Source organism: Mucilaginibacter segetis, from assembly GCF_016522075.1.
Lineage (GTDB): Bacteria > Bacteroidota > Bacteroidia > Sphingobacteriales > Sphingobacteriaceae > Mucilaginibacter > Mucilaginibacter segetis.
Genome location: NZ_JAEHFW010000003.1, coordinates 689,607 through 715,166 on the forward strand (window position 1 = coordinate 689,607; position 25,560 = coordinate 715,166).

The following is a 25,560-nucleotide window of genomic DNA, read 5'->3' on the forward strand; positions in this document are numbered from 1 at the left end:
GTATATGCGCTAATGACATTGAAAGTAGCAGGAAGTTTAATAAAAAGCCGTGTGTCATACAAATGTTGCATATTAACAGGCACTTAACTATGAATTTAATTATTTATTAAATTTTTTAATCTTTTATATAGCATATGCCAAACATTTGGATTATCTTTAAGCACTGATCCCAATTAATTATAAAACTAAATTGATTAAACTAACCTCCCGCTGCTAATGGCATTTATACATCATGTGCTCGAAGAGCCTTCTTACGGATGGAAGGATAATGACGGCAACCTCTCTAAACCCACCAAAAAACAAATAATAAAAGAATTTTTTTCACGCTTAAATGTTTTTAAGGACCGGAGAAACTGGCTTTCTTTTGTTGCCTGGCTTATGGTATTAAGTTTGGTGCCATTTCTCTTACTCTTTATTTTTAAGTACTTCACATTTACTGGTCTGCTTATAGCGTTTGTTTATAGTATGGTGGTAATGGGAACACACGGTACCGTATGGTACCATCGGTATTGTACGCATCGTGCTTATCAGTTCCGTAATAACTTTTGGCGTTTTTTCACCCAAAATCTTACTCTCAAAATTATTCCTGAAGAGATATATGCTATATCTCACCATGTTCATCACGCATTATCAGATCAACCCGGCGACCCATACAACGCTCAGGGCGGATTTTTATATTGCTTTCTGGCCGATGCAAACCACCAGCCCATAGCACGCGATCTGTCTGAGAAAGATTACAGTCGCTGTGTTACTTTGATGAAGCACACAGGTGTAAAAGTTAACACCTATGCTCAATATAAAAAGTGGGGATCTGTGGCTAATCCCTTCTATTTAATTTTAGGAGTTATTTTAAACTGGAGTTTTTGGTTTGCGGTGTTTTACTTTACCGGTGGAATGGCATTAGCTTGCGCTATTTTTGGCGCTGCCGGAGTATGGGCAGTAGGTGTGCGAACCTTTAATTTTGAAGGGCACGGTAAAGGAGAAGATAAACGACGTGAAGGAATAGACCATAATTGGAGCGATATGTCGGTTAATCAGCTTTGGCCGGGTATAGTAGCAGGAGAGTGGCATAACAATCATCATCTTTTTCCGAAAAGTGCACGCTCAGGTTTTAAACCTTATCAGGTTGATTCTGCCTGGTACTACATCAAATTTATGAGCTTGATTGGAGCCGTATCTAAATATCATGATTCCAAACCGCAATTCTATAAAGAATATATGACCGCCGAACCTAAAAAGGAAATGGTTTTTTGCCCCACTACCGGCAAGCCCATACTGGTTGTCGAGTAATTTGCAGGAGCTTTATATAATAAATTAAAAGAGAAGGATACGAAAGTATCCTTTTTCATTTAAAAACATTTTAGCTTATGTTTTATAAAATGAATGGTTAACTTAGTAAACCAATTATAATTAACCTTACTTCAAAATGTACAAAAGATCAGTTTACGTACCGGCTTGTATTTTTTTCATGCTTGCACTATTTATGCAAACAGCTTTTTCGCAAAGCAAAGGCATATTTGAAGGCCAAAACGATATCGGCATTGTAAAACATAAAGGTGCAGTAACTTATGACAAGCAGTTACAGCAATACCATATTAGTGGTTCCGGTACTAATATATGGGCCACTCATGATGAGTTTCATTATGTATGGCGAAAAATAAAAGGTGATTTTATATTACGTACTAACGCCGCCTTTATAGGTAAAGGTGTCGAAGATCATCGTAAGTTGGGTTTTATGGTGCGTAAGTCGTTGGATTCAGCATCAGCACATGTCAGCGCAGCAGTGCATGGCGACGGGTTAACATCATTACAATACCGTACAGAAAGCGGGGCCGAAACTCAAGAGCATAAATCCCCAATAACCGGTGCCGATGTGATACAATTGGAGCGTAAGGGAAATACGTATACCATGTCGGTAGCACGTAAGGGTGATGTCTTCGGTCCCGAAGAAAAAGTTGATCTTGACCTTGGTGATGAAGTGTACGTAGGTTTATTTGTATGTTCGCATAACCCCGATGTTACAGAAACTGCGGTATTTAGCAATGTACGTGTAGTTAAACCTGCACCTGCCGATCTGACCCCTTATAAACAATATTTAGGCAGCAGTATTGAAATTTTGAATATGCTGACCCAAAACACACGGGTTGTTTATCAGTCTCCGAAATCTTTACAGGCTCCCAACTGGATGCATAACGGCAATACCTTGATCTATAATAGCGAGGGCTCGTTGTATAAATTTGATCTTACTACCAATACCCCAACTCTACTTAATACCGGCGACGCGAAAAATAATAATAATGATCACGTACTGTCTTTTGATGGTAAAATGCTTGCTATAAGCAGCGGTGATGGTGGCCCGTCAATAGGCTATACCGTACCTGTAACAGGTGGCAATGCGCAGCGTGTTACCCAAACGGGCAAAGGTGCATCATATATGCATGGCTGGTCACCTGATGGTAAATATCTGGTGTTCTGCGGCGATCGAGGTGGCGAATATGATGTATATCGCATACCTTCAACAGGTGGCCCCGAAGTGAGATTAACGGATGCAAAGGGATTGGACGACGGTCCGGAATATTCTCCGGATGGTAAATACATATATTTTAATTCTGTACGCTCTGGCTTGATGCAGGTTTGGCGAATGGATGCCGATGGTAGCAATCAAACTCAGATCACCAATGATGATTATAATAACTGGTTCCCGCATGTATCGCCTGATGGTAAATGGATAGTTTATATCACCTTCCTTAAAAACGAAGTAGCCCCCGGCGATCATCCATTTTACAAGCATGTATATATAAGGGTAATGCCTGCAGGCGGTGGGCCATCAAAAGTAGTAGCTTACTTATATGGCGGGCAAGGCACTATCAATACACCTTCATGGTGCCCGGATAGCGAGCATATAGCTTTTGTAAGTAATTCAGATCTGTTATTTCCGGTATTTCCAATCGCAAAAAAATAAAACCTAAAAAAATGACATCATCAAGAAGAGACTTTTTAAAAAATACTGCCATGGCAGTTACCGCCGCGGCACTTTTGCCGGAAACTTTATTTGCAAACGATAAAGTGATACAGCGGGTAGGTGTGCAATTATATTCGGTACGGGATGCCATGATGACCGACCCATCCGGTACTTTAAAGAAACTGGCTGATATGGGTTACCGCCATGTGGAGCATGCTAATTATATTAACCGTAAATTTTATGGTTATTCAGCAAAGGAGTTTAGAAAATTATTGGATGGTTTGGGGCTGAAAATGCCAAGCGGACATACCGTAATGACCGCCCAACATTGGGATAATGCAAAAAATGATTTTACTGATGCATGGAAATATACGGTTGAAGATGCCGCCACTATGGGTCAGAAATATGTGATAAGCCCGTGGTTAGATGAAAGTTTAAGAAGTGATATGGATGGCCTGAAGCGGTTTATGGAACAATTCAACAAAAGCGGGGAGCTATGCAAAAAATCAAACATGAAATTTGGATACCACAATCACGATTTCGAGTTTACAACAATGGTAGGCAATAGCAATTTGTTTGATTTTATCCTCCAAAATACAGATCCGGAATTAGTTGCCCAGCAACTGGACATGGGCAATATGTATAACGGAACTAATAATGCGATGGAGTATATTAACAAATATCCAGGCCGGTTCGAACTTATGCACGTAAAAGATGAAATAAAAAGTAAAGAAAGAGGCGATTTAGGCACCGGTTACGAAAGTACCATACTGGGTAAGGGCGTTTTGCCATTAAAAGAGATATTGAAAGCTTCAAAAAAGAAGGCCGGTACCTCTCATTTAATAATTGAACAGGAGTCTTATCAGGGACTTGATCCGGCTGATTGTGTAAAAATTGATTTACAAACCATGAAAAAATGGGGTTATTAACACGATAAATTCTATATTTAAGTTTAAGTTAATGAACCGCAGGATATCAGCTTGTTTCTTATTAAATATCACCCGGTTTTCAAATTGTAATACCTAAAAAGTTGGATTTTAAAATTAACAGACGGAGCGCAATAAGGAATATGGCTTTATTGTTTGGCGGTGCAGCTTTGCTGCCTTCGTGCCTAAATGATAAAGGCAAATCTGTAGTAAAGTTAAAACATATAGATCTGGATGCGGGACAGCAGGCATTGGTGGCTGATGTTGCCGATGTTATTATCCCTAAAACTGATACGCCCGGTTCTAAAGAACTTGGACTGCACCTTTTTGTATTAAAAATGGTTGACGACTGTTTTAATAAAGAAGGACAGGAAACTTTTGTTGCGGGAATGAAAGAATTTAATGAAGCTGCTAAGAAAAAGCACGGACATGATTTTGTGGATTGCTCACCGCAGGAAAAACTGGTATTTGTAAGCGATATTGATAAACGGGCACATGATCGTAAACCTGATGAAGAGAAAGATGACGCTAAACTTTTTACTTTTTATAGTATGCTTAAAGGGCAAACTGTGTTTGCGTACACCACCTCTAAGTATTTCATGACCAAGCAAATAGTATATGAACTAGTACCCGGCAGATACAACGCATATTTTCCGGTAAAAGAAAAAGCGGCAGTTTAATAAGATATGGCTAATTTAAATATTGATAGTGTTAAGGAACGTACTTTTGATGCCATTGTTATAGGCTCGGGAATGAGCGGCGGTTGGGCAGCAAAAGAATTAACTGATAAGGGGCTTAAAACTCTTGTACTGGAGCGTGGCAGGGATGTTAAACACATAAAGGATTATCCAACCACTAACATGTATCCCTGGGAATTTGAACATCACAACGTGGTGACTAATGACATAAGGGAAGCCAACCCGATAATAAGCAGATGCTATGCTTTTAACGAAGATGCCATGCATTTTTTTGTGAAAGATAAAGAGCATCCATACGTGCAGGAAAAGCCTTTTGATTGGATACGCGGTTACCAGGTAGGCGGTAAATCGTTAATGTGGGCGAGGCAAACGCAACGCTGGAGCGATTTTGATTTTGAAGGCCCTGCCCGTGACGGTTATGCCGTTGACTGGCCTATCCGTTATAAAGATATTGCACCCTGGTATAGCTATGTTGAAAAATTTGCCGGTATATCCGGTAACCGGGATGGCATACCCGAACTGCCTGATGGTGAGTTTTTACCGGCGTATCCGCTCAACAGTGTTGAAAATTACTTTAGTAAACACGTTAAAAGCCATTATAAAAATAGGCACGTTATAAGTGCACGCTGCGCGCATTTATCAAAACCTAACCAAATACATTTTGATCAGGGGCGTGTGCAGTGCCAAAATCGTACACTTTGCCAGCGTGGTTGCCCGTTTGGGGGGTATTTTAGCAGTAATTCCTCAACAATTCCGTGGGCATTAAAATCGGGTAAATGTACTTTAAGGCCTTTCTCGGTAGCAGAATCAATTATTTATGATGACAAAAAAGGCAAAGCTACAGGTGTAAGGGTTATTGATACCAATACAAAAGAGGCAATTGAATATTATGCAGATATTATTTTTGTAAATGCATCAGCATTAAATACTAACCTTGTATTGCTTAATTCAACATCTGACCGTTTCCCTAACGGTTTGGGTAATGATAGCGGGGTATTAGGTAAATATGTGGCGTTCCATAATTATTCAGCAAATATCAGCGCCGAATACGATGGTTTTAAAGATTTAACTACCGACGGGCGTAACCCTGCTGGTGGTGGCTATATTCCGCGTTTCCGGAATGTTTATAAACAGGAAACTGACTTTTTACGGGGTTATGCAGCAGGTTTCAGCGCTTACCGCGGGCATGAAAGAAGTTCTGACGGGATAGGTGAGGAACTGAAGAAAAATCTGGTGAATAAAGATCTGAGTCCGTGGAGGGTTGGTTCACATTTAATGGGCGAAACTATACCTAAAGAGACTAATTATGTAGCTTTAGATAAACAACAAAAGGACGAATGGGGCATGCCATTGTTAAAAGTGTCAGTTGCTTATGATGACAACGATGAAAAAATGAAAAAGGATTACCTGGAGCAAATGACCGAAATGTTCACATCGGCAGGGTTTACCAATATCCAGCCGCATAGCGATACCCGTAACCCCGGTCTTGATATACATGAAATGGGTGGAGTGCGTATGGGTAATGATCCTAAAACATCAATGCTTGATAAGTGGCACAGGCTACATGCCTGCAATAATGTTTATGTAACCGATGGTGCCAGCATGACATCTACTTCCTGCCAAAACCCTTCGTTAACTTACATGGCTTTCACAGCACGCGCTGTTGACCATGCGGTAAGCGAAATGAAAAAAGGAAATGTATAACAAAAGTATTCCCCCGTTTAATATGGGGGATTTTTATTTTGACCCGTTCTTTATATTTAAAAGATAATTTTATACTTAATGTGTGAAAAAAACACATTGAAAAATATTTGTAAAATAATTTTTATTCATACATTAGGCGAAGCAACCAATACAAACAAAAATTTATAACGCAATACTTTTATGTCTACAAACACTTATGACGCTATAGTCATTGGTTCAGGTATCTCTGGTGGCTGGGCCGCAAAGGAACTGACCGAAAAGGGCTTAAAAACCATTATGTTGGAGCGCGGTAGAAATATCGAGCATATCAAGGATTATGTAAACGCAACTAAAGGGCCGTGGGAATTTCCGCACCGTGGTGGTCGTACGCAAAAAATGATTGAGGATTATCCTGTATTAAAACGTGATTATCCCTTAAATGAGACTAACCTTGATTATTGGGTGGACGAGAAAAAAAGTCCGTATACTGAGATTAAACGTTTCGATTGGTTCCGTGGATACCATGTAGGTGGCCGTTCCCTGATGTGGGGTCGTCAGTCATACCGCTGGGCAGATGTGGATTTTGAAGCAAACGCAAAAGATGGTATCGGGGTAGACTGGCCAATACGTTATAAAGATCTGGCTCCGTGGTACAGCCATGCTGAGAAATTTGCAGGCATTTCAGGTAACCGGGACGGTTTAGCTATACTGCCTGACGGTGATTTTATGCCACCCATGGAAATGAACTGTGTGGAAAAAGATGTGGCTGCACGCGTAAAAGAACATTATAAAGAAGCACGTAACATGATCATTGGCCGTACGGCTAATATTACTGTACCGCATAATAATCGTACAAATTGCCAGTATCGTAATAAGTGTTGGTTAGGCTGTCCGTTTGGAGCGTATTTCAGTACACAGTCAGCAACTTTACCAGCGGCTATGGCAACAGGTAATTTAACATTGCGCCCGTGGTCAATAGTAACCCGCATATTATACGATAAGGATACCAAAAAGGCTAAAGGTGTTGAAGTATTGGATGCTGAAACCAACAAAACGTATGAATTTTACGCTAAAATAATATTTGTTAATGCGTCTACACTTAATACAGCGTGGATATTAATGAATTCCGCAACTGATATCTGGCCTGATGGTTTAGGTAGCAGCAGCGGTGAATTGGGCCATAATTTAATGGATCACCACTTAAATGTAGGCGCAGGTGGCCGAGTAGAAGGTTATCTGGATAAGTATTATTTCGGTCGCAGGGCCAATGGTATCTATATTCCTCGTTACCGTAATCTTAATGGCGAAAAACGCGACTACATTCGTGGATTTGGGTATCAGGGCGGTGCGAGCCGCGGAGGCTGGAGCCGTGATATTGCCGAAATGAGCATCGGTGGGGCGTTTAAGGATGCTTTATCTGAACCTGGAGAATGGTCGATGGGCATGGGTGGTTTTGGCGAAACACTGCCTTATCACGAAAACAAAGTTTTCCTGGATAAAACCAAGAAAGACGCCTGGGGACTGCCGGTATTGGCTATCGATGCGGAAGTGAAGGAAAACGAAAGGAAGATGCGTATCGATATGATGAACGATGCTAAAGAAATGCTGGAAGCTGCTGGCGTTAAGGATGTAAATACCTATAGTATGGAACCGGTATTAGGTCGTGGTATTCACGAGATGGGTACCGCTCGTATGGGCCGTGATCCAAAAACATCTGTATTAAATGAGTGGAACCAGGTTTGGGATGCTAAAAATGTATTTGTTACAGATGGTGCCGCAATGGCATCAACCGCATGTCAAAATCCATCGCTTACATATATGGCGCTTACTGCCAGGGCAGCTGACTATGCTGTTAAAGAACTAAAAAAAGGTAATGTTTAATAGTACAAAATATACAAAATAACCATGACTGAAAAGAAAGAATCTACTGCCGCAAACCCGTCCAGACGTAATTTTATAAAAACCGGATCGGTTGCTGCTGCAAGTTTTATGATAGTACCACGCTTTGTTTTAGGTGGTAACGGTTTTATTGCGCCAAGCGACAAACTAATAGTTGCAGGTGTAGGTGTGGGTGGTAAAGGCGAAAGTGATATAGCTAATTTTGCCAAAAGCGGAAAAGCTGACATCGCCTTTTTGTGTGACGTGGATGATCGCAGAGCGGCAAATTCTGTAAAAAGATTCCCTAAAGCTAAACGCTATAAAGACTGGCGCGAGATGTATGATAAGGAGCACAAAAATATTGATGCCATATCGGTTTCCACGCCCGATCATAACCACGCGCTTATTGCATATCATGCCATGCAACTGGGTAAGCACGTATATGTGCAAAAACCTTTAACACATGATATTTGGGAAGCCCGTTTATTAACGGAAGCTGCAAAAAAATATAAAGTGGTTACACAAATGGGTAACCAGGGTGCATCAAACGATGGTACGCGTTTAATGGCTGAATGGTATGATGCCGACCTGATTGGCGATGTGCATACTGTTTACTGCTGGACAAACCGCCCTGTATGGCCGCAAGGAATAAAATGGCCTGCGCCGGACCCTAACGTTCCAAAGGAACTTGATTGGAACTTATGGTTGGGTACTGCTCCTTACAAAGAATATGTTGATAAACTGGTTCCGTTTAACTGGCGCGGCTGGTGGGATTACGGTACCGGCGCCCTTGGCGATATGGGTTGCCATTTGGTTGAAGCGCCTTTCCGTGTATTAGGTATACAGTATGCAAAAGATGTACAGGCAAGCGTAGGTAGTGTATATGTTGATGAATTTAAGAAAGGCGTTTTCCCGGAAAGCTGCCCTCCGTCAAGCCACATTACCTTAACCTTCCCTAAAACAAATAAAACCAAGGGCGATGTTACCCTGCATTGGATGGACGGTGGTATACAACCCGAAAGACCGATAGAATTAGGTGCAAGTGAAAAATGGGGTGGTGAAGAAGGTAACGGAACCTTGTTTATAGGTACCAAAGGAAAAATGTATGCCAGTACCTACTCTGATGCGGCTACACTGTTGCCAAAAGAACGTACTGCAACTGCAAACGCACCTAAGATATACGAGCGTGTACCAGGTGGTGCAAACGGACACTATGCGCAATGGGTTGAAGGCTGTTTAGCCGGTTATGGTAAAACAGAGTTAAGCTCATCATTTGATAAAGCCGGTCCGTTAACCGAAGCATTGTTAATGGCTAACCTTGCAGTTCGCGGACACGATCTTCCGGGTGGTAATATTAAGTTAACTTGGGATAATCAGGCCATGAGGGTGACCAATTTTGATCCGGTTAACCAATATATCAAACGCGAGTACCGGAATGGGTTTGAATTAAAAGCCTAATTGTAAATCAGTAATTCACAAATTCAATATAAAATGAATAGAAGAGAAGCCATAAGCAGAGTCGGCCTTATATTAGGGGGAACCGTAATTGGTGCCGAATTCTTTATTGCAGGCTGTAAATCAGACGTTAAAAAAACAGATGGCTTGTTCACTGCGGACAATGTTCCGTTTTTGGACGAGATAGGGGAAACCATACTGCCCGAAACATCTACACCTGGTGCAAAGGCTACAAAAATAGGTGATTTTATGACGGTTATGGTCAAAGATTGCTATACGCCTGAAGATCAGCAGGTATTTATAAAGGGTATTTCACAGGTTGATGACGCAGCTAATAAAAAATTCAACAAAAAGTTCATGGATCTGGATGCTAAGCAAAAAACTGAATTGCTGACTGATCTGGATAAGGAGCAAAAGGATTACTCAAAAACTAAAAAACCGGATGATCCTAATCATTACTTCACCATGATGAAGCAGTTAACGCTGCTGGGATACTTTACATCTGAACTGGGTTGTACTAAAGCATTGCGTTATGTACCGGTACCTGGAAAATATGAAGGTTGCATTCCGTATAAAAAAGGTGACAGAGCCTGGGCGCTTTCATAATTTTTTAGTTTCTTAGCAGTACATTAACACTAACTATGAGTAAAAGAAAATTACGCATGGGCATGATAGGTGGCGGTAAGGATGCCTTTATAGGGGCTATTCACCGGATCGCCGCTAATATGGATGGCCAGATAGAATTGGTATGCGGCGCTTTAAGCATGCATCCCGATGTAGCGATTGAAAGCGGACGGATGCTTTTTTTGCCCGAAGACAGAACGTATACCAGTTATGAAGAAATGTTTAAAGCCGAAGCACAAATGCCGGCTGATAAACGGATGGATTTTGTAACAATTGTTACCCCGAATTTTGCGCATTTTGCTCCGGCTATGCTCGCCTTAGAGAATGGATTTAACGTAGTAATAGAAAAGCCGGTTACCTTTACCCTTGATGAGGCTAAACAGCTAAAGAAAAAGGTGGAAGAAACTGGTTTAATGCTGTTGCTTACCCATACTTACTCCGGATACCCTATGGTAAAAGAAGCGAGGGAATTGGTTAAAGCCGGTGCTTTAGGTAAGGTGAGGAAGATATATGTGGAGTATATTCAGGGATGGTTAAGCCGTTTATCCGAACGTGAAGGAAATGCACAAGCCGCCTGGAGGACCGATCCTTCTAAATCCGGGAAAAGTGGTTGTATGGGTGACATTGGTACCCACGCTGCACATTTGGCCGAATATATTTCCGGTTTAAAAATTACACAACTTAATGCCTCTTTAAACACTGTTGTTGAAGGCCGTATGCTGGATGATGACGGAGCTGTATTGCTACGCTTTGAAGATAATGCAACTGGTGTTTTAACCGCATCGCAAATCGCCGCAGGTGAAGAAAACGCGCTCAAAATAAGAGTTTATGGTGAAAATGGTAGTTTGGAGTGGGCACAAATGGAACCTAATACCCTGATATTAAAATGGCTGGATAAACCTTCCGAAATATTAAGGGCGGGTAGCGGTTATACTGACAGACTATCATCATATGCTACCCATAACTGCCGTACCCCCGGAGGGCATCCCGAAGGGTACCTCGAAGCATTCGGCAACTTGTACCGCAACTTCGCTTTAGCGTTAAGCGCTAAGATTGAAGGCGTGGAACCTGAAAAGGAGTGGCTTGATTTTCCTGGAATTGAAGATGGCGTGAGAGGAATGGCATTTATTGATAATGTGGTGGCCTCCAACCAGAGTAACGAAAAGTGGACCGATTATAAGATATAATATATGAACACCATTAAAGGACCGGCAATATTTATAGCGCAATTTATTGGTGAGCAGGCGCCGTTTAACGATCTTAAATCTATTTGCCGGTGGGCAGCAGGTTTAGGTTATAAAGGTGTGCAGTTACCAACCAACGATGCTCGTTTTATTGACCTGCAAAAGGCAGCCGAAAGTAAAACCTATGCCGACGAAATAAAAGGTATAGTTAACGAAGCCGGTTTAGAGATCACTGAATTATCCACCCATTTACAGGGACAATTGGTTGCCGTGAACCCGGCATACGATCAGTTGTTTGATGGTTTTGCACCACAGGCATTGCGTAATAACCCTGCCGAAAGGCAAAAATGGGCAGTATCGCAATTAAAGCATGCGGCAAAGGCATCCCAAAATTTAGGATTGAACGCGCACGTTACTTTTAGCGGTGCATTAATATGGCAAACCGTTTATCCGTGGCCACAACGCCCTGCAGGTTTGGTTGATACTGCTTTTACAGAACTGGCTAAACGTTGGGAACCTATACTGAACGTATTTGATGAGCATGATATTGACCTTTGTTATGAGATACATCCGGGTGAGGATCTGCATGATGGCATCACTTACGAAATGTTTTTAGAGAAGGTAAATAACCATAAACGCGCATGTTTATTGTATGATCCATCGCATTTTGTATTGCAGGCTTTAGATTACCTGGAATATATCGATATTTACCATGAGCGTATCAAGATGTTCCATGTAAAGGATGCCGAGTTTAACCCTACCGGAAGGCAAGGTGTTTATGGGGGATATCAGGATTGGGTTAACCGTGCGGGGCGTTTCCGTTCATTAGGCGACGGGCAGGTAGATTTTAAGGCCATATTCAGCAAATTAACCCAGTATGATTATAAAGGCTGGGCAGTACTGGAGTGGGAGTGTGCGTTAAAACATCCGGAAGACGGGGCACGCGAGGGAGCACAATTTATCAAGGATCATATTATAAGAGTAACCGACCGTACCTTTGATGATTTTGCATCAACAGGAACGGATGAATCATTTAACAAAACATTATTAGGGATATAAAAAATAATTTACATGAAAAAAATATTTGTTGTTTTAGGGGTGTGTCTGGTTATTGCCGCATGTGGTGGTAACAGCAATACAAGCGAGGCGGTTAACAGCGATAGCGCTTATGCAAGCAATCAAACAGCTACCGCGCAGCAATCAAGTGCGGCAAATGATACTGCTGCTACAAAAATAGGTATAAATGATAATAGCGGTACACCGGAAAGTAAGGGAGCACAATTGATGGCCAATAACGACTGTAATACATGCCATAAACCGTATGATAAAGTTATAGGGCCTGCTTTTGTAGAGATAGCAAAAAAATATTCATCATCTGATGAAGAAACGTTAGCAAAAAAGGTAATAGCCGGCGGATCTGGTAACTGGGGTAACATTGCCATGACACCGCATCCTTCTCTTTCCATGGATGACGCTAAAGAAATGGTGAAATATATTTTGTCAGTAAAATAACCCAACCAAACCAATTTTAAACAATAACCAATTATGACCTTAACAACACGTGTTAAGTTATCCACCATGATGTTCCTGGAGTTTTTTATCTGGGGTGCATGGTTTGTAACAATGGGAACTTATCTCACCAAAACGTTGGCAGCCACTGATGTGCAGAATGGTAATGCTTATGCAACGCAATCGTGGGGGGCAATTATTGCGCCGTTTATTATCGGCCTTATTGCCGACAGATTCTTTTCTGCTCAAAAAGTACTGGGTATTTTGCATTTAACAGGCGCGGCTTTGTTATACTATATCACCACAGTGCCTAATTTTGAAGGTTTTTTCCCGCTCATATTGGCTTACATGATCATTTATATGCCTACCCTGGCATTAGTTAACTCCGTGTCTTTTAAGCAAATGACTAATCCGAGTAAGGAATTCCCTCCAATCCGTATTTTAGGTACCCTTGGGTGGATAATTGCCGGATTAACTATTGGCTGGTTAGGCTGGGAGCAAAGTAATTCGTTAGTACTTACTTTTAAAATGGCGGCAATAGCCTCATTGGTATTAGGACTATTGAGTTTTACACTACCATCAACCCCGCCTGCTAAAAAAGGTCAGAAGACCACCATTGGCGATATTATGGGGCTGGATTCGTTAGGATTGTTAAAAAACAAATCATACCTGGTATTCTTTATCGCATCGGTTGCTATTTGTGTACCACTGGCATTTTATTACAATTTTACTAATCCATTCTTAAATGAAATAGGTGTAAAAGCGGCAGCGGGTATCCAGTCGATGGGGCAAGTGTCTGAGCTGGCGTTTATGGCGCTTATGCCTTTATTTTTTGTAAGGCTCGGCGTAAAGAAAATGTTAGCAGTAGGTATGTTCGCCTGGGCGCTACGCTACATATTTTTTGCTTACGGCGATACCGGCGCAAATTACTGGATGATAATTGGAGGTATTGTAATGCACGGTATCTGTTACGACTTTTTCTTTGTAACAGGTCAAATATATACCGACAATCTTGCCGGCGAACGTTTTAAAAGTGCTGCACAAGGTTTTATTACCCTGGCAACTTACGGTGTGGGAATGTTAATAGGGTCTTATATATCTGGTCCTATAGTAGAAAATTGGAAAACTTCCGCCACAACACATAATTGGCAAACTATCTGGTTAATACCTGCCGGTATTTCGGCAGTAGTGTTGTTAGTTTTCATCATTTTCTTTAAAGACAAAAATCAGATACAAAACAAATCCGGTTTAAACATTAACGAACCTGACGCACAAGTGGAGATCTAATTATGGCAACTGATCCAAACAGAAGAACGGCAATAAAGGGCCTGCTGGCGGGCACAGCTGCAATAGGTGCGTCCGGATTGTTGTCGTCGTTCAAACAAGCAGACGATAAAGAATTGATGACCAATATACTAAAGGGTAACATTAACCATTCCGTATCGCACTGGTGCTTTAACGAGCTGAGTATGGATGAGCTTTGCGTAGTTGCTAAGGAGATAGGTATAAAAGGTATTGACCTCTGCGGACCTAAGGAGTGGCCAATCCTAAAAAAGCACGGCATGCATTCGCCCATGTGCAACGGAGCTGAAATAAGCTTAACGGAAGGGTTTAATGATAAAAAATATCATAGTACGCTAATAAAAAACTACAGCGAAATGATTCCGCTGGTGGGTAAGGCAGGCTATACCAATCTTATATGTTTTAGCGGAAGCCGGCGTGGTATGGATGATGAAACCGGTCTGCAAAATTGCATGGAAGGTTTAAAACAACTTTTACCATTAGCCGAAAAGCATAATGTAGTTTTATGTATGGAGTTGCTTAACAGCAAAATTGATCATAAAGACTATATGTGTGATCATAGCGCCTGGGGTGCGGAATTGGCTAAAAGATTAGGTTCCGATAATTTTAAATTATTATTTGATATCTATCATATGCAGATCATGGAAGGGGATATTATACGTAATATTACCGACCACCATCAGTATATAGCGCATTTTCATACAGGAGGAGTACCCGGCCGTCACGAAATAGATGATACACAGGAATTATATTATCCGGCAGTGATGCGTGCCATAAAAGCCACAGGCTTTAAAGGTTTTGTAGGTCAGGAATTTGTACCTGCACAAAAAGATAAAATAGCATCGCTGCGTAAGGCGATACAGATATGTGACGTTTAAATTTATACCTTTTAGGTGAATTTAACCGTTTTATTTATAAACTAAAAAATATATGTCAACCAGAAGATCATTTTTAGCACAGGCGGGGTTATTGTCGGCAGGTGTTTTACTTGCGCCCAAATTAGCTTCGGCAAAAACCAAGAACGGGCCGGGTTTGCAATTGTATAGTTTACGCGATCAGTTACCTAAAGATGTAAAAGGCGTAATCGCTAAAATAGCCCAGGCAGGGTATAAAGAGGTAGAAACCTTTGGCTACTCTAAACAAAATGGTTTCTGGGGATTAGATGCCAAAGCATTCAGTAATTTATTGAAAGCTAACGGATTAAAAACTCCAAGTGGACATTACGGGTTAGATCAATACTTCGGAAGCGGTAAAATGGATGATTTCGATAGCTATATAGATGCGGCCCTGGCAACAGGACAAACCTATATTGTTGTACCCTCGTTAAATCACAATTTCATTAAAACCGCGGAAGATTTTAAAACCATTGCCGGAAAATTAAATGCCGCTGCCGAGATATGCAAAAAGCATGGGTTAAAATTGGGGTACCATAACCATAACTTTGAGTGGAAAGAGGTTGGAGGCACTACTTTTTATGATACCGTGCTTAACAATACCGACCCCAAATTAGTAAACATGGAAATGGATATTTACTGGGTAGTTCGCGCAGGGCAGGATCCGGTAGCTATTTTTGAAAAGCACCCTGGCCGCTTTGCTATGGTACACATAAAAGATATGGATAAAACTAATCATAACCTGAACACTGAGATAGGCAGCGGTACCATTGATTTTAAAACGATATTGAGCAAAGCCAAACTGGCTGGTATCAAGCATTATATTGTTGAACAGGAAAATTATATCAATATTGATCCTTATAAAAGCATTGCACAAAGCTGCACGTATATGAAAAATGTGCTGCATATTTAATTTATACACTACTTAATACTTATATAATGAAATACAAGATCATACTTACTGCTTTACTATCAGGAAGTTTTTTAATGGCAAACGCCCAGCAAGGTGCTAAACCCGAGGATACCGAAGTTTGGGACCCTGCTCCGCCGGTTGTTACCCCGGGTAAAACCGTTGGCGATGCCCCTTCAGATGCGATAGTTTTATTTGATGGAAAAAACCTTGACCAATGGGTAGATGTGGAAAAGGGTACTCCAGCTGAATGGTTTGTTAAAGACGGCGTGCTTACCGTAAATAAAGCCACGGGTAATATTCAAACTAAGCAATCATTTGGTAATTACCAGTTACATATTGAATGGCGCGAACCTTCGGATATTGAAGGCACAAGCCAGGCACGTGGTAACAGCGGGGTATTTTTGGCATCAATAGGTAAAGGAGATGATGGTTATGAATTACAGGTTTTAGATTCGTATAAAAACAAAACTTACGTTAATGGTATGGCGGGAAGCATTTACAAACAATTTATTCCGCTTGCTAATCCCACAAAGCCACCGGGCCAATGGAACGTTTATGACGTAATATGGACAGCCCCTGTATTTAACGGCGATGGATCATTAAAATCACCGGCAAAGGCAACCGTTTTATTTAACGGCGTATTAGTTGAAAATAATGTAGAATTAATGGGCCCTACTCAATACATAGGTAAAGCCGCCTACCGCAGGGCTCACGGCCCGGCACCTATCAAATTGCAGGCGCATGGCGATAAAAGTAAACCTATAAGTTTCCGCAACATATGGGTTAGGGAGTTATAAAACATAGAGCTTAATTTAAATCCAAAAAAGCCTCTGCATCTTAAAGATGTTTGAGGCTTTTTTATTGTTGTTACTTCCCGTCAATTCCTTTAATAACAAATTAATATTTTTTCTATTATTTAATATATTAAACTTATTTTAACCTGTTACGTATAACAGCCAAATATATAAGCCTTTAATAAAACTTTACCGGAAGTAATAATCCCCCTGCATTTAATGTATAAACGTTTTATACTTATTTTTTTTATGCTATATGCTTATTATGGTTTTGGCCAGGGTCAGAGCCTTAAGTTTGAGCATTTAGGGAAAAGCCAGGGTTTATCAGAAATAAATGTCAGCAGCATTTTACAGGATAAGTATGGTTACATTTGGGTAGGTACGCGGGATGGTCTTAATAAATACGACGGATATAACTTTACCTATTACAAACATGATATTCAGGATACCACATCTTTAAGCAGCAGCATGATAGCTGATATTGCCGAAGACATGGATGGGAATATATGGGTGGCAACTATAATTGGTTTAAATAAATTTGACCGTAACAAAGGGAGATTCATCAGATACAGTCATAATGATAATGACCCTAATTCCCTTTCTGATAATATTTTAAATAAGATAACAGTAGATAAAAGAACAGGCGACTTGTGGATTGCGGGACAAAGCGGGCTTGACCGTTTAAATATCAAAACAAATAAGTTTACCCATTACAGGCATAACCCCAATGATGCGGGCAGTATAAGCGACAATACGGTTACGGCGGTTTTTATAGATGAGAATGATAAACTTTGGGCGGGTACGGGTAACGGAGGATTAAACCTACTAAATAAAAAAACCGGAAAATTTACCAGTTTTAAACACGATCCCAATAACGTTAACAGCCTGTCGGGTAATAACGTAAGTTGCATTTTTGAAGATGGTAAGGAACGTTTATGGATAGGTATGCAAAATGACGGACTTAACCTATTTGACCTGAATACGCATAAATTCACCCGTTATAAACACGACGAAAAGCTAAAGAACACCATATCAAGCAATACCATTTATAGCTTGAATATGGATAAAACCGGTAATCTTTGGATAGGCAGCGAAAATGGTGGCCTTTGCATATTAAATCCGGAAACCGAGAGATTTTACACCTATATGCATGATGATATTGATAAGAACAGTATCACTGGTAATTCCATATACAGCATTTGTCGTGATACGCATGGCAATATGTGGCTTGGGGCGTTTAGCGGCGGGATTAATTTGTACAAAAGAAGCACTGCCAGTTTTGTGCATTACAGGCATACCTCATCTGTAAACAGTCTTTCAAATGATTTTGTGCTGGGTTTGTATGAGGATCCGCAGGGAAATTTGTGGGTAGGAACTGACGGAGGCGGAGTGAACAAGTTTAATTTCCGTATAGATAGTGTAACGCATTTTGTTCATAAACCCAACCAAAACAGCCTTACGGGCAATTATGTACTTACAGTAAACCAGGATAAAGATGGAGATTTTTGGTTTGGTACATGGGGCGATGGGATAAGCATATATGACCAGAAAACCAATGTATTTACCAACCTGAAACATGTAGCAGGCAGCTCTAATAGTTTAAGCGGCAATAACATATATGCGCTTACTTTTGGAAAAGATAACACAACCTGGATAGGTACCTATAATGATGGCCTGGATAATTACGATAAAAAAACTAAACAATTTGCGGTATATCGTTATGATGCCCATGATCCGCATAGTATCAGCAGCGATAGGGTATATTCCTTGTTTGAAGATAGTCATCAAAATTTATGGGTAGGTACTTTTGATGGCGGCCTTAACCTGTTGAACAGGAAAACTAAAAATTTCACCCGTTTTCAGCATGATGCATCCAACCCAAATGGTATTAGTGATGATAACGTTCCTGATATTTACGAGGATCATAGGGGCAATATTTGGGTGAGTACATTTAACGGGCTTAACAAGCTTGACCCCTCCACTAAAAAATTTAAAGTATATACTACCAAAAACGGGTTGCCCAGTAATATTATATATGCTGTGCGCGAAGATGACAACGGCCTGCTATGGGTAAGTAGTAATAATGGTTTATCGTCTTTTGACCCCGTTACGGAAGTCTTTAAAAATTATACGGTTGAGGATGGTTTGCAGGAAGATGAGTTTAAAGGACATTCGGCAGCAAAGGGTGCTTCGGGTAAATTATATTTTGGTGGGGTAAACGGTTTTAATGTTTTTTCGCCAGGGCAAATACTTGAGCCGGAAGGGTTTTCGCCGCTGGTGATCACGGCTTTTCAATTATTTAATAAAACTGTATTGCCCGGCAAAGATAAGAGCGACACTTCACCTTTAAATAAAAGCATAGGTAATACCAAAAGCATAACACTTAATTATAAACAATCGGTAATTACCCTGGAGTTCGCCGCGTTGGATTATACATCTGCCGATAAGAAAAAGTATGCTTATATTTTAGAAGGATTTGATAAAGACTGGAACTATATAGGCTCACGCCATTCAGCTACCTACACTAATTTGCCTGCCGGAACTTATACATTCAAAATAAAATATCAAAACACCGCGGGTGTGTGGTCTCCGGTTTCCTCAGGACTGCAGATTATCATATTGCCGCCATTTTGGTTAACCTGGTGGTTTGAGACTTTGGTTATAATAATTGCCATTGGCTTAGTATACCTTACATTCATATTGCGTTTGCGGTCTATTAAGGTACAAAAAATGGCACTTGAAAAGCAGGTAGAAGAACGTACAGAGAGGCTGCGGGAGATGACTGATAGTGAAAGAATATTACGCCAGGATGCGGAAAAGGCACGCGAAGAAGCCGAGAAGGCTAATAAGGCAAAAAGTATTTTTTTAGCTACCATGAGCCATGAGATACGTACACCGATGAACGGGGTAATGGGTATGGCAACACTTTTGGGTAGCACTCCTTTAAATCACGAACAACAGGAATATACCGAAACAATAAAGAATTGCGGCGATACCCTCTTAAATGTGATCAATGATATCCTTGATTTTTCCAAGATCGAATCCGGAAATATGGAACTGGATGAGCAGGATTTCGACCTGCGCGATTGTATAGAAAATGTACTTGATGTATTTGCCGAAAAGGCTGCACGCTCCAACCTGGATCTGGTTTATCAGGTAGAGCATAGCGTACCCGCGCAAATAATTACCGATCCGTTACGCTTAAAACAGGTGCTTATAAATTTGGTAGGTAACGCGGTTAAGTTTACTGCTCATGGAGAAGTGTTTATTTGTGTTAAACTCAAAAGTGATGAAAAAGACAAGCTGGAATTATTATTTGAAGTGCGCGATACCGGAATAGGTATTCCACCCAATAAACTGAACCGTTTATTTAAGGCTTTTTCACAGGTTGATTCGAGCACTACCCGTAAATATGGGGGCACAGGGCTGGGTCTGGCTATTAGCGAAAAGCTGGTTGCCCTGATGGGAGGCCAAATAAGTGTTAAAAGTACCGTAGGTAAGGGAACTATCTTTTCCTTTACCATAACAGCTATGCCGGGAAGCAAGTCGCAGCGTAACTATGTGCATGTGAATATTGCCGAGATACAAAATAAGCGCATATTGGTTGTTGACGATAATTTAACGAACCGGGAAATTTTAGAGGAACAGCTTAAACAATGGAACTTTATTCCGGTAATGGCTGCTTCGGGTGAGGAGGCTTTAAAAGAATTGGCCTCGGCCGATAAGATCGATCTGGTTATTTCGGATATGAACATGCCCGAAATGGATGGTATACAGTTGGCGCGGGAAATAAGGGAAAAGCAACCTGAATTGCCTGTTATCCTGCTTACGTCAATGGGTAATGAGCAAAGCCGTAAAAACGCGCATCTGTTTAACGTAGCGTTAACCAAGCCAACAAAACATCAGCTACTTTATAAACATATCATAGAACAGTTAAAAATAAAAAGAGAGGTTAAAAAGACACCCCAGCCTGTGCATACCCCTTTTTCTGAAGATTTTGCCAAATACCATCCCATCAGAATATTGATCGCTGAAGATAATGCCGTAAACCAAAAGCTGGCGAAATACATACTCAATAAAATGGGTTACGATCCGGATATAGTTTATAACGGCCATGAATGTATAAACGCGCTCATTAATAAAAAGTATGACATGATACTAATGGATGTGCAGATGCCGGACATGGACGGGTTGGAAGCTACGCGATTTATACGTCAAAATATGGATCATCAGCCGGTTATAGTTGCCATGACGGCCAATGTAATGAGTGAAGATAAAGATAAGTGTATTGAAGCCGGTATGAATGATTACCTAAGTAAACCGCTGAAACTACAGGAGATTATGGACATATTGGAAAAATGGGAGCCAAATAAATCCTCAAATTAATCTGGTTAATAGGTTAAGTTTGAATAACTTTACCCTATCTGTTAAAAAAACCAAAAATGTCTTATAAAAAGTTTTTCTGTTTTACTGCGTTGTTATTGTTTGCCGTTTTATTGCTGCCTGCATTAAATGCAAGTGCTGCAAAAAGCGGTTATTATTATCAAATAAAAATTTACCATTTTAAGGATAAGGAGCAGCAGCAACTTACCGATGCTTACTTAAAAGATCAGTATCTTCCCACTTTGCACAAAATGGGCTTTAAGGATATAGGTGTTTTTAAACCGGTGGGGAATGATACCACTGATTTGCGTACTTACGTATTTATTCCTTTTGTGTCATGGAAGAGCATGGAAACGTTTGATGCGAATGTTTATAAAACAGACAGCGCGGCTATCTCAGGTAAAAATTATATTGATGCCGAATCTAAGAATCCGCCTTATCTTAGAATGGAAACCATCGTCTTAAAAGCCTTTGCTACCAGACCCTTTCCTGCTGCGCCAAAACTTACGGCCGACCATGATGACCGGATATATGAATTAAGAAGTTACGAAAGCCCCACCGAAAAATATCATTATAATAAGGTAAGGATGTTTAATAGCGGCGAGACCGACTTATTTGACAGGCTGAAATTTAACCCTGTATTTTATGGTGATGTAATAGCAGGTAGCCACATGCCTAACCTGATGTATTTAACTACTTTTAATAGTAAGGAAGACAGGGACAAACATTGGGACGCGTTTTCAAATGATCCGCAATGGAAGGATCTTTCCGGAAGGGCCGAATTTCAAAATAACGTATCAAAGGCTGATATTATATTTTTGCACCCAACTATATATTCAGATTTTTAAATTTAATTAATGAAGCGTGAGCAACGCGATTTTGATGCTGTTATAGTTGGCTCGGGGCCAAATGGTTTAGCTGCAGCAATACTTATGCAGCAAAATGGACTGTCGGTACTTGTTATAGAAGCCAAAAGCGAAATAGGTGGTGGCCTGCGCTCGGCAGAATTAACTTTACCTGGTTTTACTCATGATATTTGCTCGGCCATTCATCCATTGGCAGCAGCATCCCCTTTTTTTAAAACGCTGCCATTAGCGCAACATGGGTTAAATTATATACAACCCGAAATAGCTGCTGCCCATCCGTTGGACGGCGGCACCGCTGTTACGTTAAAAAAAGATATTGAAGATACCGCAAAGCTTTTAGGAGAAGACCAAAAAACCTATACTGATCTGATGAGATCAGTTGTAGCTGCCTGGCCTTTGATTGCTGCAGACGTTTTAGGTCCGTTACATATTCCTGAACATCCGCTTGCCTTAGCCACTTTTGGTTTAAAGGCAATGCCATCTGCTACTTATTTGGCGGGGCGCTTTAAATCAACGCATGCGCAGGCTTTAATCGGAGGAATGGCGGCGCACTCCATGCAGCCACTTACTAATACAGCTACTTCAGCAATTGCATTGGTTTTAATGGCTTGCGGACATCTTGGTGGCTGGCCTGTGCCCAAAGGCGGTTCAAAGCAAATAGCAAATGCCCTGGCATCTTATTTCCTGTTAATAGGAGGGAAAATAGAAACAAATACCTATGTAAGCTCCCTAAGCAAACTACCATCTGCCCACGCGGTATTATTTGATGTGACGCCGAAACAGCTATTACAAATAGCCGGATATAAATTTTCATCCATTTATAAATGGCAACTGCAGCGATACCGTTACGGAATGGGTGTTTTTAAAATAGACTGGGCTCTGGATGATGCCATACCTTTTACCGCCGAAGATTGTAAAAGGGCCGGAACGGTACATATAGGAAATACCTTTGAAGAAATAAAAAATTCAGAACAACAGGTTTGGGAAAGGAAGCATACCGAAAAGCCCTTTGTATTGCTTGCCCAGCAAAGCTTATTTGACTCCTCACGCGCTCCGGAAGGTAAACATACTGCCTGGGCTTACTGCCACGTACATAATGGCTCTACCCAAAACATGACGGATGCCATTGAACGTCAGGTAGAACGCTTTGCCCCGGGTTTCAGAGAACGTATATTGGCAAAACATGTTATGAATACTAAGCAAATGGAGGAATACAACCCCAATTATATAGGTGGTGATATAAACGGTGGTGTTATTGATATCAGGCAATTATTTACACGGCCTGCATTACGTTATTCACCTTATAAAACCTCGGCAAAGGGTATTTATATATGTTCCTCATCAACACCACCCGGTGGTGGTGTACATGGTATGTGTGGTTATTATGCCGCAAAGATGGCTTTGAAAGATATATTTGATATTAAGATAAGTCCGTTAAATAATCAGGTTTAATTAGTTGATGGGATTATACCTGTCTATGATGTCACTATCTGTGAGGGCAATACTGCTTATATAAGGTGCCATAAAGGTCATCTCTCTAAATCGATTTTGACGGTTTTGCTCATCCGAATGGTTGGTTTTTTTTGGCTCAGGTAATTGTAGTTATTCAAATGTAATAAGTGCATCAAGTTTTTGTATGCTGCCAAATGTTTCATAGCTTCGGATATTTATAGGATGCGCCTTAAACCCGGTGTGTCAGCAGGTCTATTCTGCTTGTTAAAGTTAAATATAAAAATTATCGCCTTGAAAATAATCCATAGTGTACATCCCGAAGACTTTAAAACTTACGATACTCAAAAAATACGGTCACGGTTTTTAATTGATGAATTGGTGCAGCCCAATACCATTAATTGCACTTACACCCATTACGATCGTATGATTGTGGGTGTAGCCAACCCCACAGATAAAACACTGGAACTGGAAAACTACGCCAATCTGCGAGCCGATTACTTTTTGGAGCGCCGTGAGATGGGTATAATAAATGTATCCGGTGACGGGCTAATAACAGTCGATGGTAAATCTTTTCAACTAAAAAAATTAGATTGCCTGTATATCGGCAAAGGGGCAAGGTCAGTAAAGTTTTCAAGTATTAATGCATCGGATCCGGCGGTTTTTTACTTGTTGTCTACCCCGGCTCATACCGGATACCCGGTTGTTTTGATGACGAACAGTGAAGCTGCAAAAGTAAAAGCGGGCACTACCTCGGCTTCAAACGTAAGGGTAATAAATAAGTATATTCATGCAGAGGGAATACAAAGCTGCCAATTGGTAATGGGCTTAACCACTTTACAGAACGGGAGTGTATGGAATACCATGCCTGCTCATACGCACGACAGGCGAATGGAAGTATATTTTTATTTTGACGTTCCTGAAGGGCAGCGCGTGTTTCATTACATGGGAGAGGGGCAGGAAACAAGACACATTTTAATGAACAATTACGATGCTGTAGTATCGCCCCCATGGAGCATACATGCCGGAAGCGGGACATCCAGCTATAATTTTGTATGGGGTATGGCAGGCGAAAACCTCGACTATACTGATATGGATGTATTGAGCATAACAGATATCAGGTAATAATAACACATATGAGTTTAGAAAGCAGGTATTCATTACAAGGGAAGGTAATAGTTGTAACCGGTGGTACGGGTATTTTAGGTAATTCTTTTGTAAATGGCATAGTAGAGGCAGGCGGTGCTGTGGGTATACTTGGGCGTAATAGGAAAATTGCGGAGGAACGTGCCGATGCTATAAATAAAATTGGAGGCAAGGCCATAGCTCTTATCGCTGATGTTATGAGCGAAAGCGAACTGACAACCGCATGTGATAAAGTAATAGCTGCTTTCGGAAAGGTGGATGGATTGGTAAATGCCGCCGGCGGTAATATGCCCGACGGTGTTTTACAACCCGGAGACGATATTTTTACAATGAATATTGACGGTATGAAAAAGGTGACCGAACTGAACCTATGGGGTACGCTTATACCCACTCAGGTTTTTGGTGCCGCCATTGCCAAAACAGGAAAGGGGAGCATAGTCAATATATCATCCATGAATTCTAAACGGGCCATTACCAAAGTACTGGGTTATAATATGGGCAAAGCAGCGGTAGACTGCTATACACAATGGTTCGCGGTAGAACTGGCTAACCGTTACGGCGATGCTATACGGATGAATGCCCTTGCACCCGGTTTTTTCCTGACCGAACAAAACCGGGATTTATTAACCAAACCCGAAGGCGGATATACCACAAGAGGTGAACTGGTGATCAATCAAACCCCCTTTAAGCGTTTCGGGCATCCTGATGAATTGATAGGGGCGCTGGTTTGGTTGTTAAGCGATGCTTCAGCATTTGTTACAGGTTCCATGATATGTGTGGATGGTGGTTTCTCAATTTTTGGCGGAGTGTAGTATGAAATATAAGCCCATGGAATTTGAAATGATAAAGCTGCTGCCGATATTGCAGCCTACTTAATATAATAAGTGTATTAAAA

At 40.9% G+C, this 25,560-nt stretch carries 20 protein-coding genes; all 20 read left to right on the forward strand.

Annotation, left to right across the window (positions count from 1 at the left end; translation table 11 throughout):
- The first annotated feature begins 216 nt into the window (after positions 1-216).
- The 20 genes from I5M19_RS16845 (at position 217) to I5M19_RS16940 (ending at position 25,477) form a co-directional block, all read left to right on the forward strand.
- Entirely contained in the window at positions 217-1,290 is a 1,074-nt protein-coding gene (locus I5M19_RS16845; protein WP_200067524.1) for a fatty acid desaturase, read from the forward strand.
- Between the two features lie 136 nt (positions 1,291-1,426).
- The gene (locus tag I5M19_RS16850; protein WP_214653074.1) at positions 1,427-2,962 is read left to right on the forward strand and encodes a TolB family protein; all 1,536 of its coding nucleotides are present in this window, start codon (positions 1,427-1,429) and stop codon (positions 2,960-2,962) included.
- An 11-nt stretch (positions 2,963-2,973) separates the two neighbouring features.
- Positions 2,974-3,891, forward strand: a complete 918-nt coding sequence (locus I5M19_RS16855; RefSeq protein WP_200067526.1) for a TIM barrel protein — start codon at positions 2,974-2,976, stop codon at positions 3,889-3,891.
- Between the two features lie 140 nt (positions 3,892-4,031).
- Positions 4,032-4,568: a gluconate 2-dehydrogenase subunit 3 family protein gene (locus tag I5M19_RS16860; RefSeq protein WP_200067527.1), complete on the forward strand. Its 537-nt coding sequence runs from the start codon at positions 4,032-4,034 to the stop codon at positions 4,566-4,568.
- Positions 4,569-4,574: 6 nt separating this feature from the next.
- Positions 4,575-6,290, forward strand: coding sequence for a GMC oxidoreductase (locus I5M19_RS16865; RefSeq protein ID WP_200067528.1), 1,716 nt, complete (start codon positions 4,575-4,577; stop codon positions 6,288-6,290).
- Between the two features lie 180 nt (positions 6,291-6,470).
- Entirely contained in the window at positions 6,471-8,150 is a 1,680-nt protein-coding gene (locus I5M19_RS16870; protein ID WP_200067529.1) for a GMC oxidoreductase, read from the forward strand.
- A 24-nt stretch (positions 8,151-8,174) separates the two neighbouring features.
- Positions 8,175-9,605: a Gfo/Idh/MocA family protein gene (locus I5M19_RS16875; RefSeq protein WP_200067530.1), complete on the forward strand. Its 1,431-nt coding sequence runs from the start codon at positions 8,175-8,177 to the stop codon at positions 9,603-9,605.
- Between the two features lie 33 nt (positions 9,606-9,638).
- The gene (locus I5M19_RS16880; protein ID WP_200067531.1) at positions 9,639-10,208 is read left to right on the forward strand and encodes a gluconate 2-dehydrogenase subunit 3 family protein; all 570 of its coding nucleotides are present in this window, start codon (positions 9,639-9,641) and stop codon (positions 10,206-10,208) included.
- Positions 10,209-10,243: 35 nt separating this feature from the next.
- Positions 10,244-11,413 carry a Gfo/Idh/MocA family protein gene (locus tag I5M19_RS16885; RefSeq protein WP_200067532.1) on the forward strand — a complete coding sequence of 390 codons (1,170 nt, stop codon included), beginning with the start codon at positions 10,244-10,246 and terminating at the stop codon, positions 11,411-11,413.
- A gap of 3 nt (positions 11,414-11,416) precedes the next feature.
- Complete coding sequence (locus I5M19_RS16890) at positions 11,417-12,469, forward strand: sugar phosphate isomerase/epimerase family protein (RefSeq protein ID WP_200067533.1); 1,053 nt, start codon at positions 11,417-11,419, stop codon at positions 12,467-12,469.
- Between the two features lie 12 nt (positions 12,470-12,481).
- Positions 12,482-12,922 carry a c-type cytochrome gene (locus I5M19_RS16895; protein ID WP_200067534.1) on the forward strand — a complete coding sequence of 147 codons (441 nt, stop codon included), beginning with the start codon at positions 12,482-12,484 and terminating at the stop codon, positions 12,920-12,922.
- A gap of 33 nt (positions 12,923-12,955) precedes the next feature.
- Positions 12,956-14,206, forward strand: a complete 1,251-nt coding sequence (locus I5M19_RS16900) for a nucleoside permease (RefSeq protein ID WP_200067535.1) — start codon at positions 12,956-12,958, stop codon at positions 14,204-14,206.
- 2 nt (positions 14,207-14,208) lie between these two features.
- Entirely contained in the window at positions 14,209-15,099 is an 891-nt protein-coding gene (locus I5M19_RS16905) for a hydroxypyruvate isomerase family protein (protein ID WP_200067536.1), read from the forward strand.
- A 52-nt stretch (positions 15,100-15,151) separates the two neighbouring features.
- The gene (locus I5M19_RS16910) at positions 15,152-16,027 is read left to right on the forward strand and encodes a sugar phosphate isomerase/epimerase family protein (RefSeq protein ID WP_200067537.1); all 876 of its coding nucleotides are present in this window, start codon (positions 15,152-15,154) and stop codon (positions 16,025-16,027) included.
- A gap of 26 nt (positions 16,028-16,053) precedes the next feature.
- Positions 16,054-16,824 carry a 3-keto-disaccharide hydrolase gene (locus I5M19_RS16915; protein WP_200067538.1) on the forward strand — a complete coding sequence of 257 codons (771 nt, stop codon included), beginning with the start codon at positions 16,054-16,056 and terminating at the stop codon, positions 16,822-16,824.
- A gap of 216 nt (positions 16,825-17,040) precedes the next feature.
- Positions 17,041-21,207 carry a hybrid sensor histidine kinase/response regulator gene (locus tag I5M19_RS16920; RefSeq protein WP_200067539.1) on the forward strand — a complete coding sequence of 1,389 codons (4,167 nt, stop codon included), beginning with the start codon at positions 17,041-17,043 and terminating at the stop codon, positions 21,205-21,207.
- Between the two features lie 56 nt (positions 21,208-21,263).
- A complete protein-coding gene (locus I5M19_RS16925; RefSeq protein ID WP_200067540.1) occupies positions 21,264-22,052 on the forward strand; it encodes an NIPSNAP family protein in 789 nt (262 codons plus the stop codon).
- A 9-nt stretch (positions 22,053-22,061) separates the two neighbouring features.
- On the forward strand, positions 22,062-23,522 hold the full coding sequence (locus tag I5M19_RS16930) for a phytoene desaturase family protein (protein ID WP_200067541.1): 1,461 nt from the start codon (positions 22,062-22,064) through the stop codon (positions 23,520-23,522).
- Positions 23,523-23,813: 291 nt separating this feature from the next.
- A complete protein-coding gene (gene kduI / locus I5M19_RS16935) occupies positions 23,814-24,644 on the forward strand; it encodes a 5-dehydro-4-deoxy-D-glucuronate isomerase (protein WP_235985866.1) in 831 nt (276 codons plus the stop codon).
- Positions 24,645-24,655: 11 nt separating this feature from the next.
- Positions 24,656-25,477, forward strand: a complete 822-nt coding sequence (locus I5M19_RS16940; protein ID WP_200067543.1) for an SDR family oxidoreductase — start codon at positions 24,656-24,658, stop codon at positions 25,475-25,477.
- Positions 25,478-25,560: the final 83 nt, after the last annotated feature.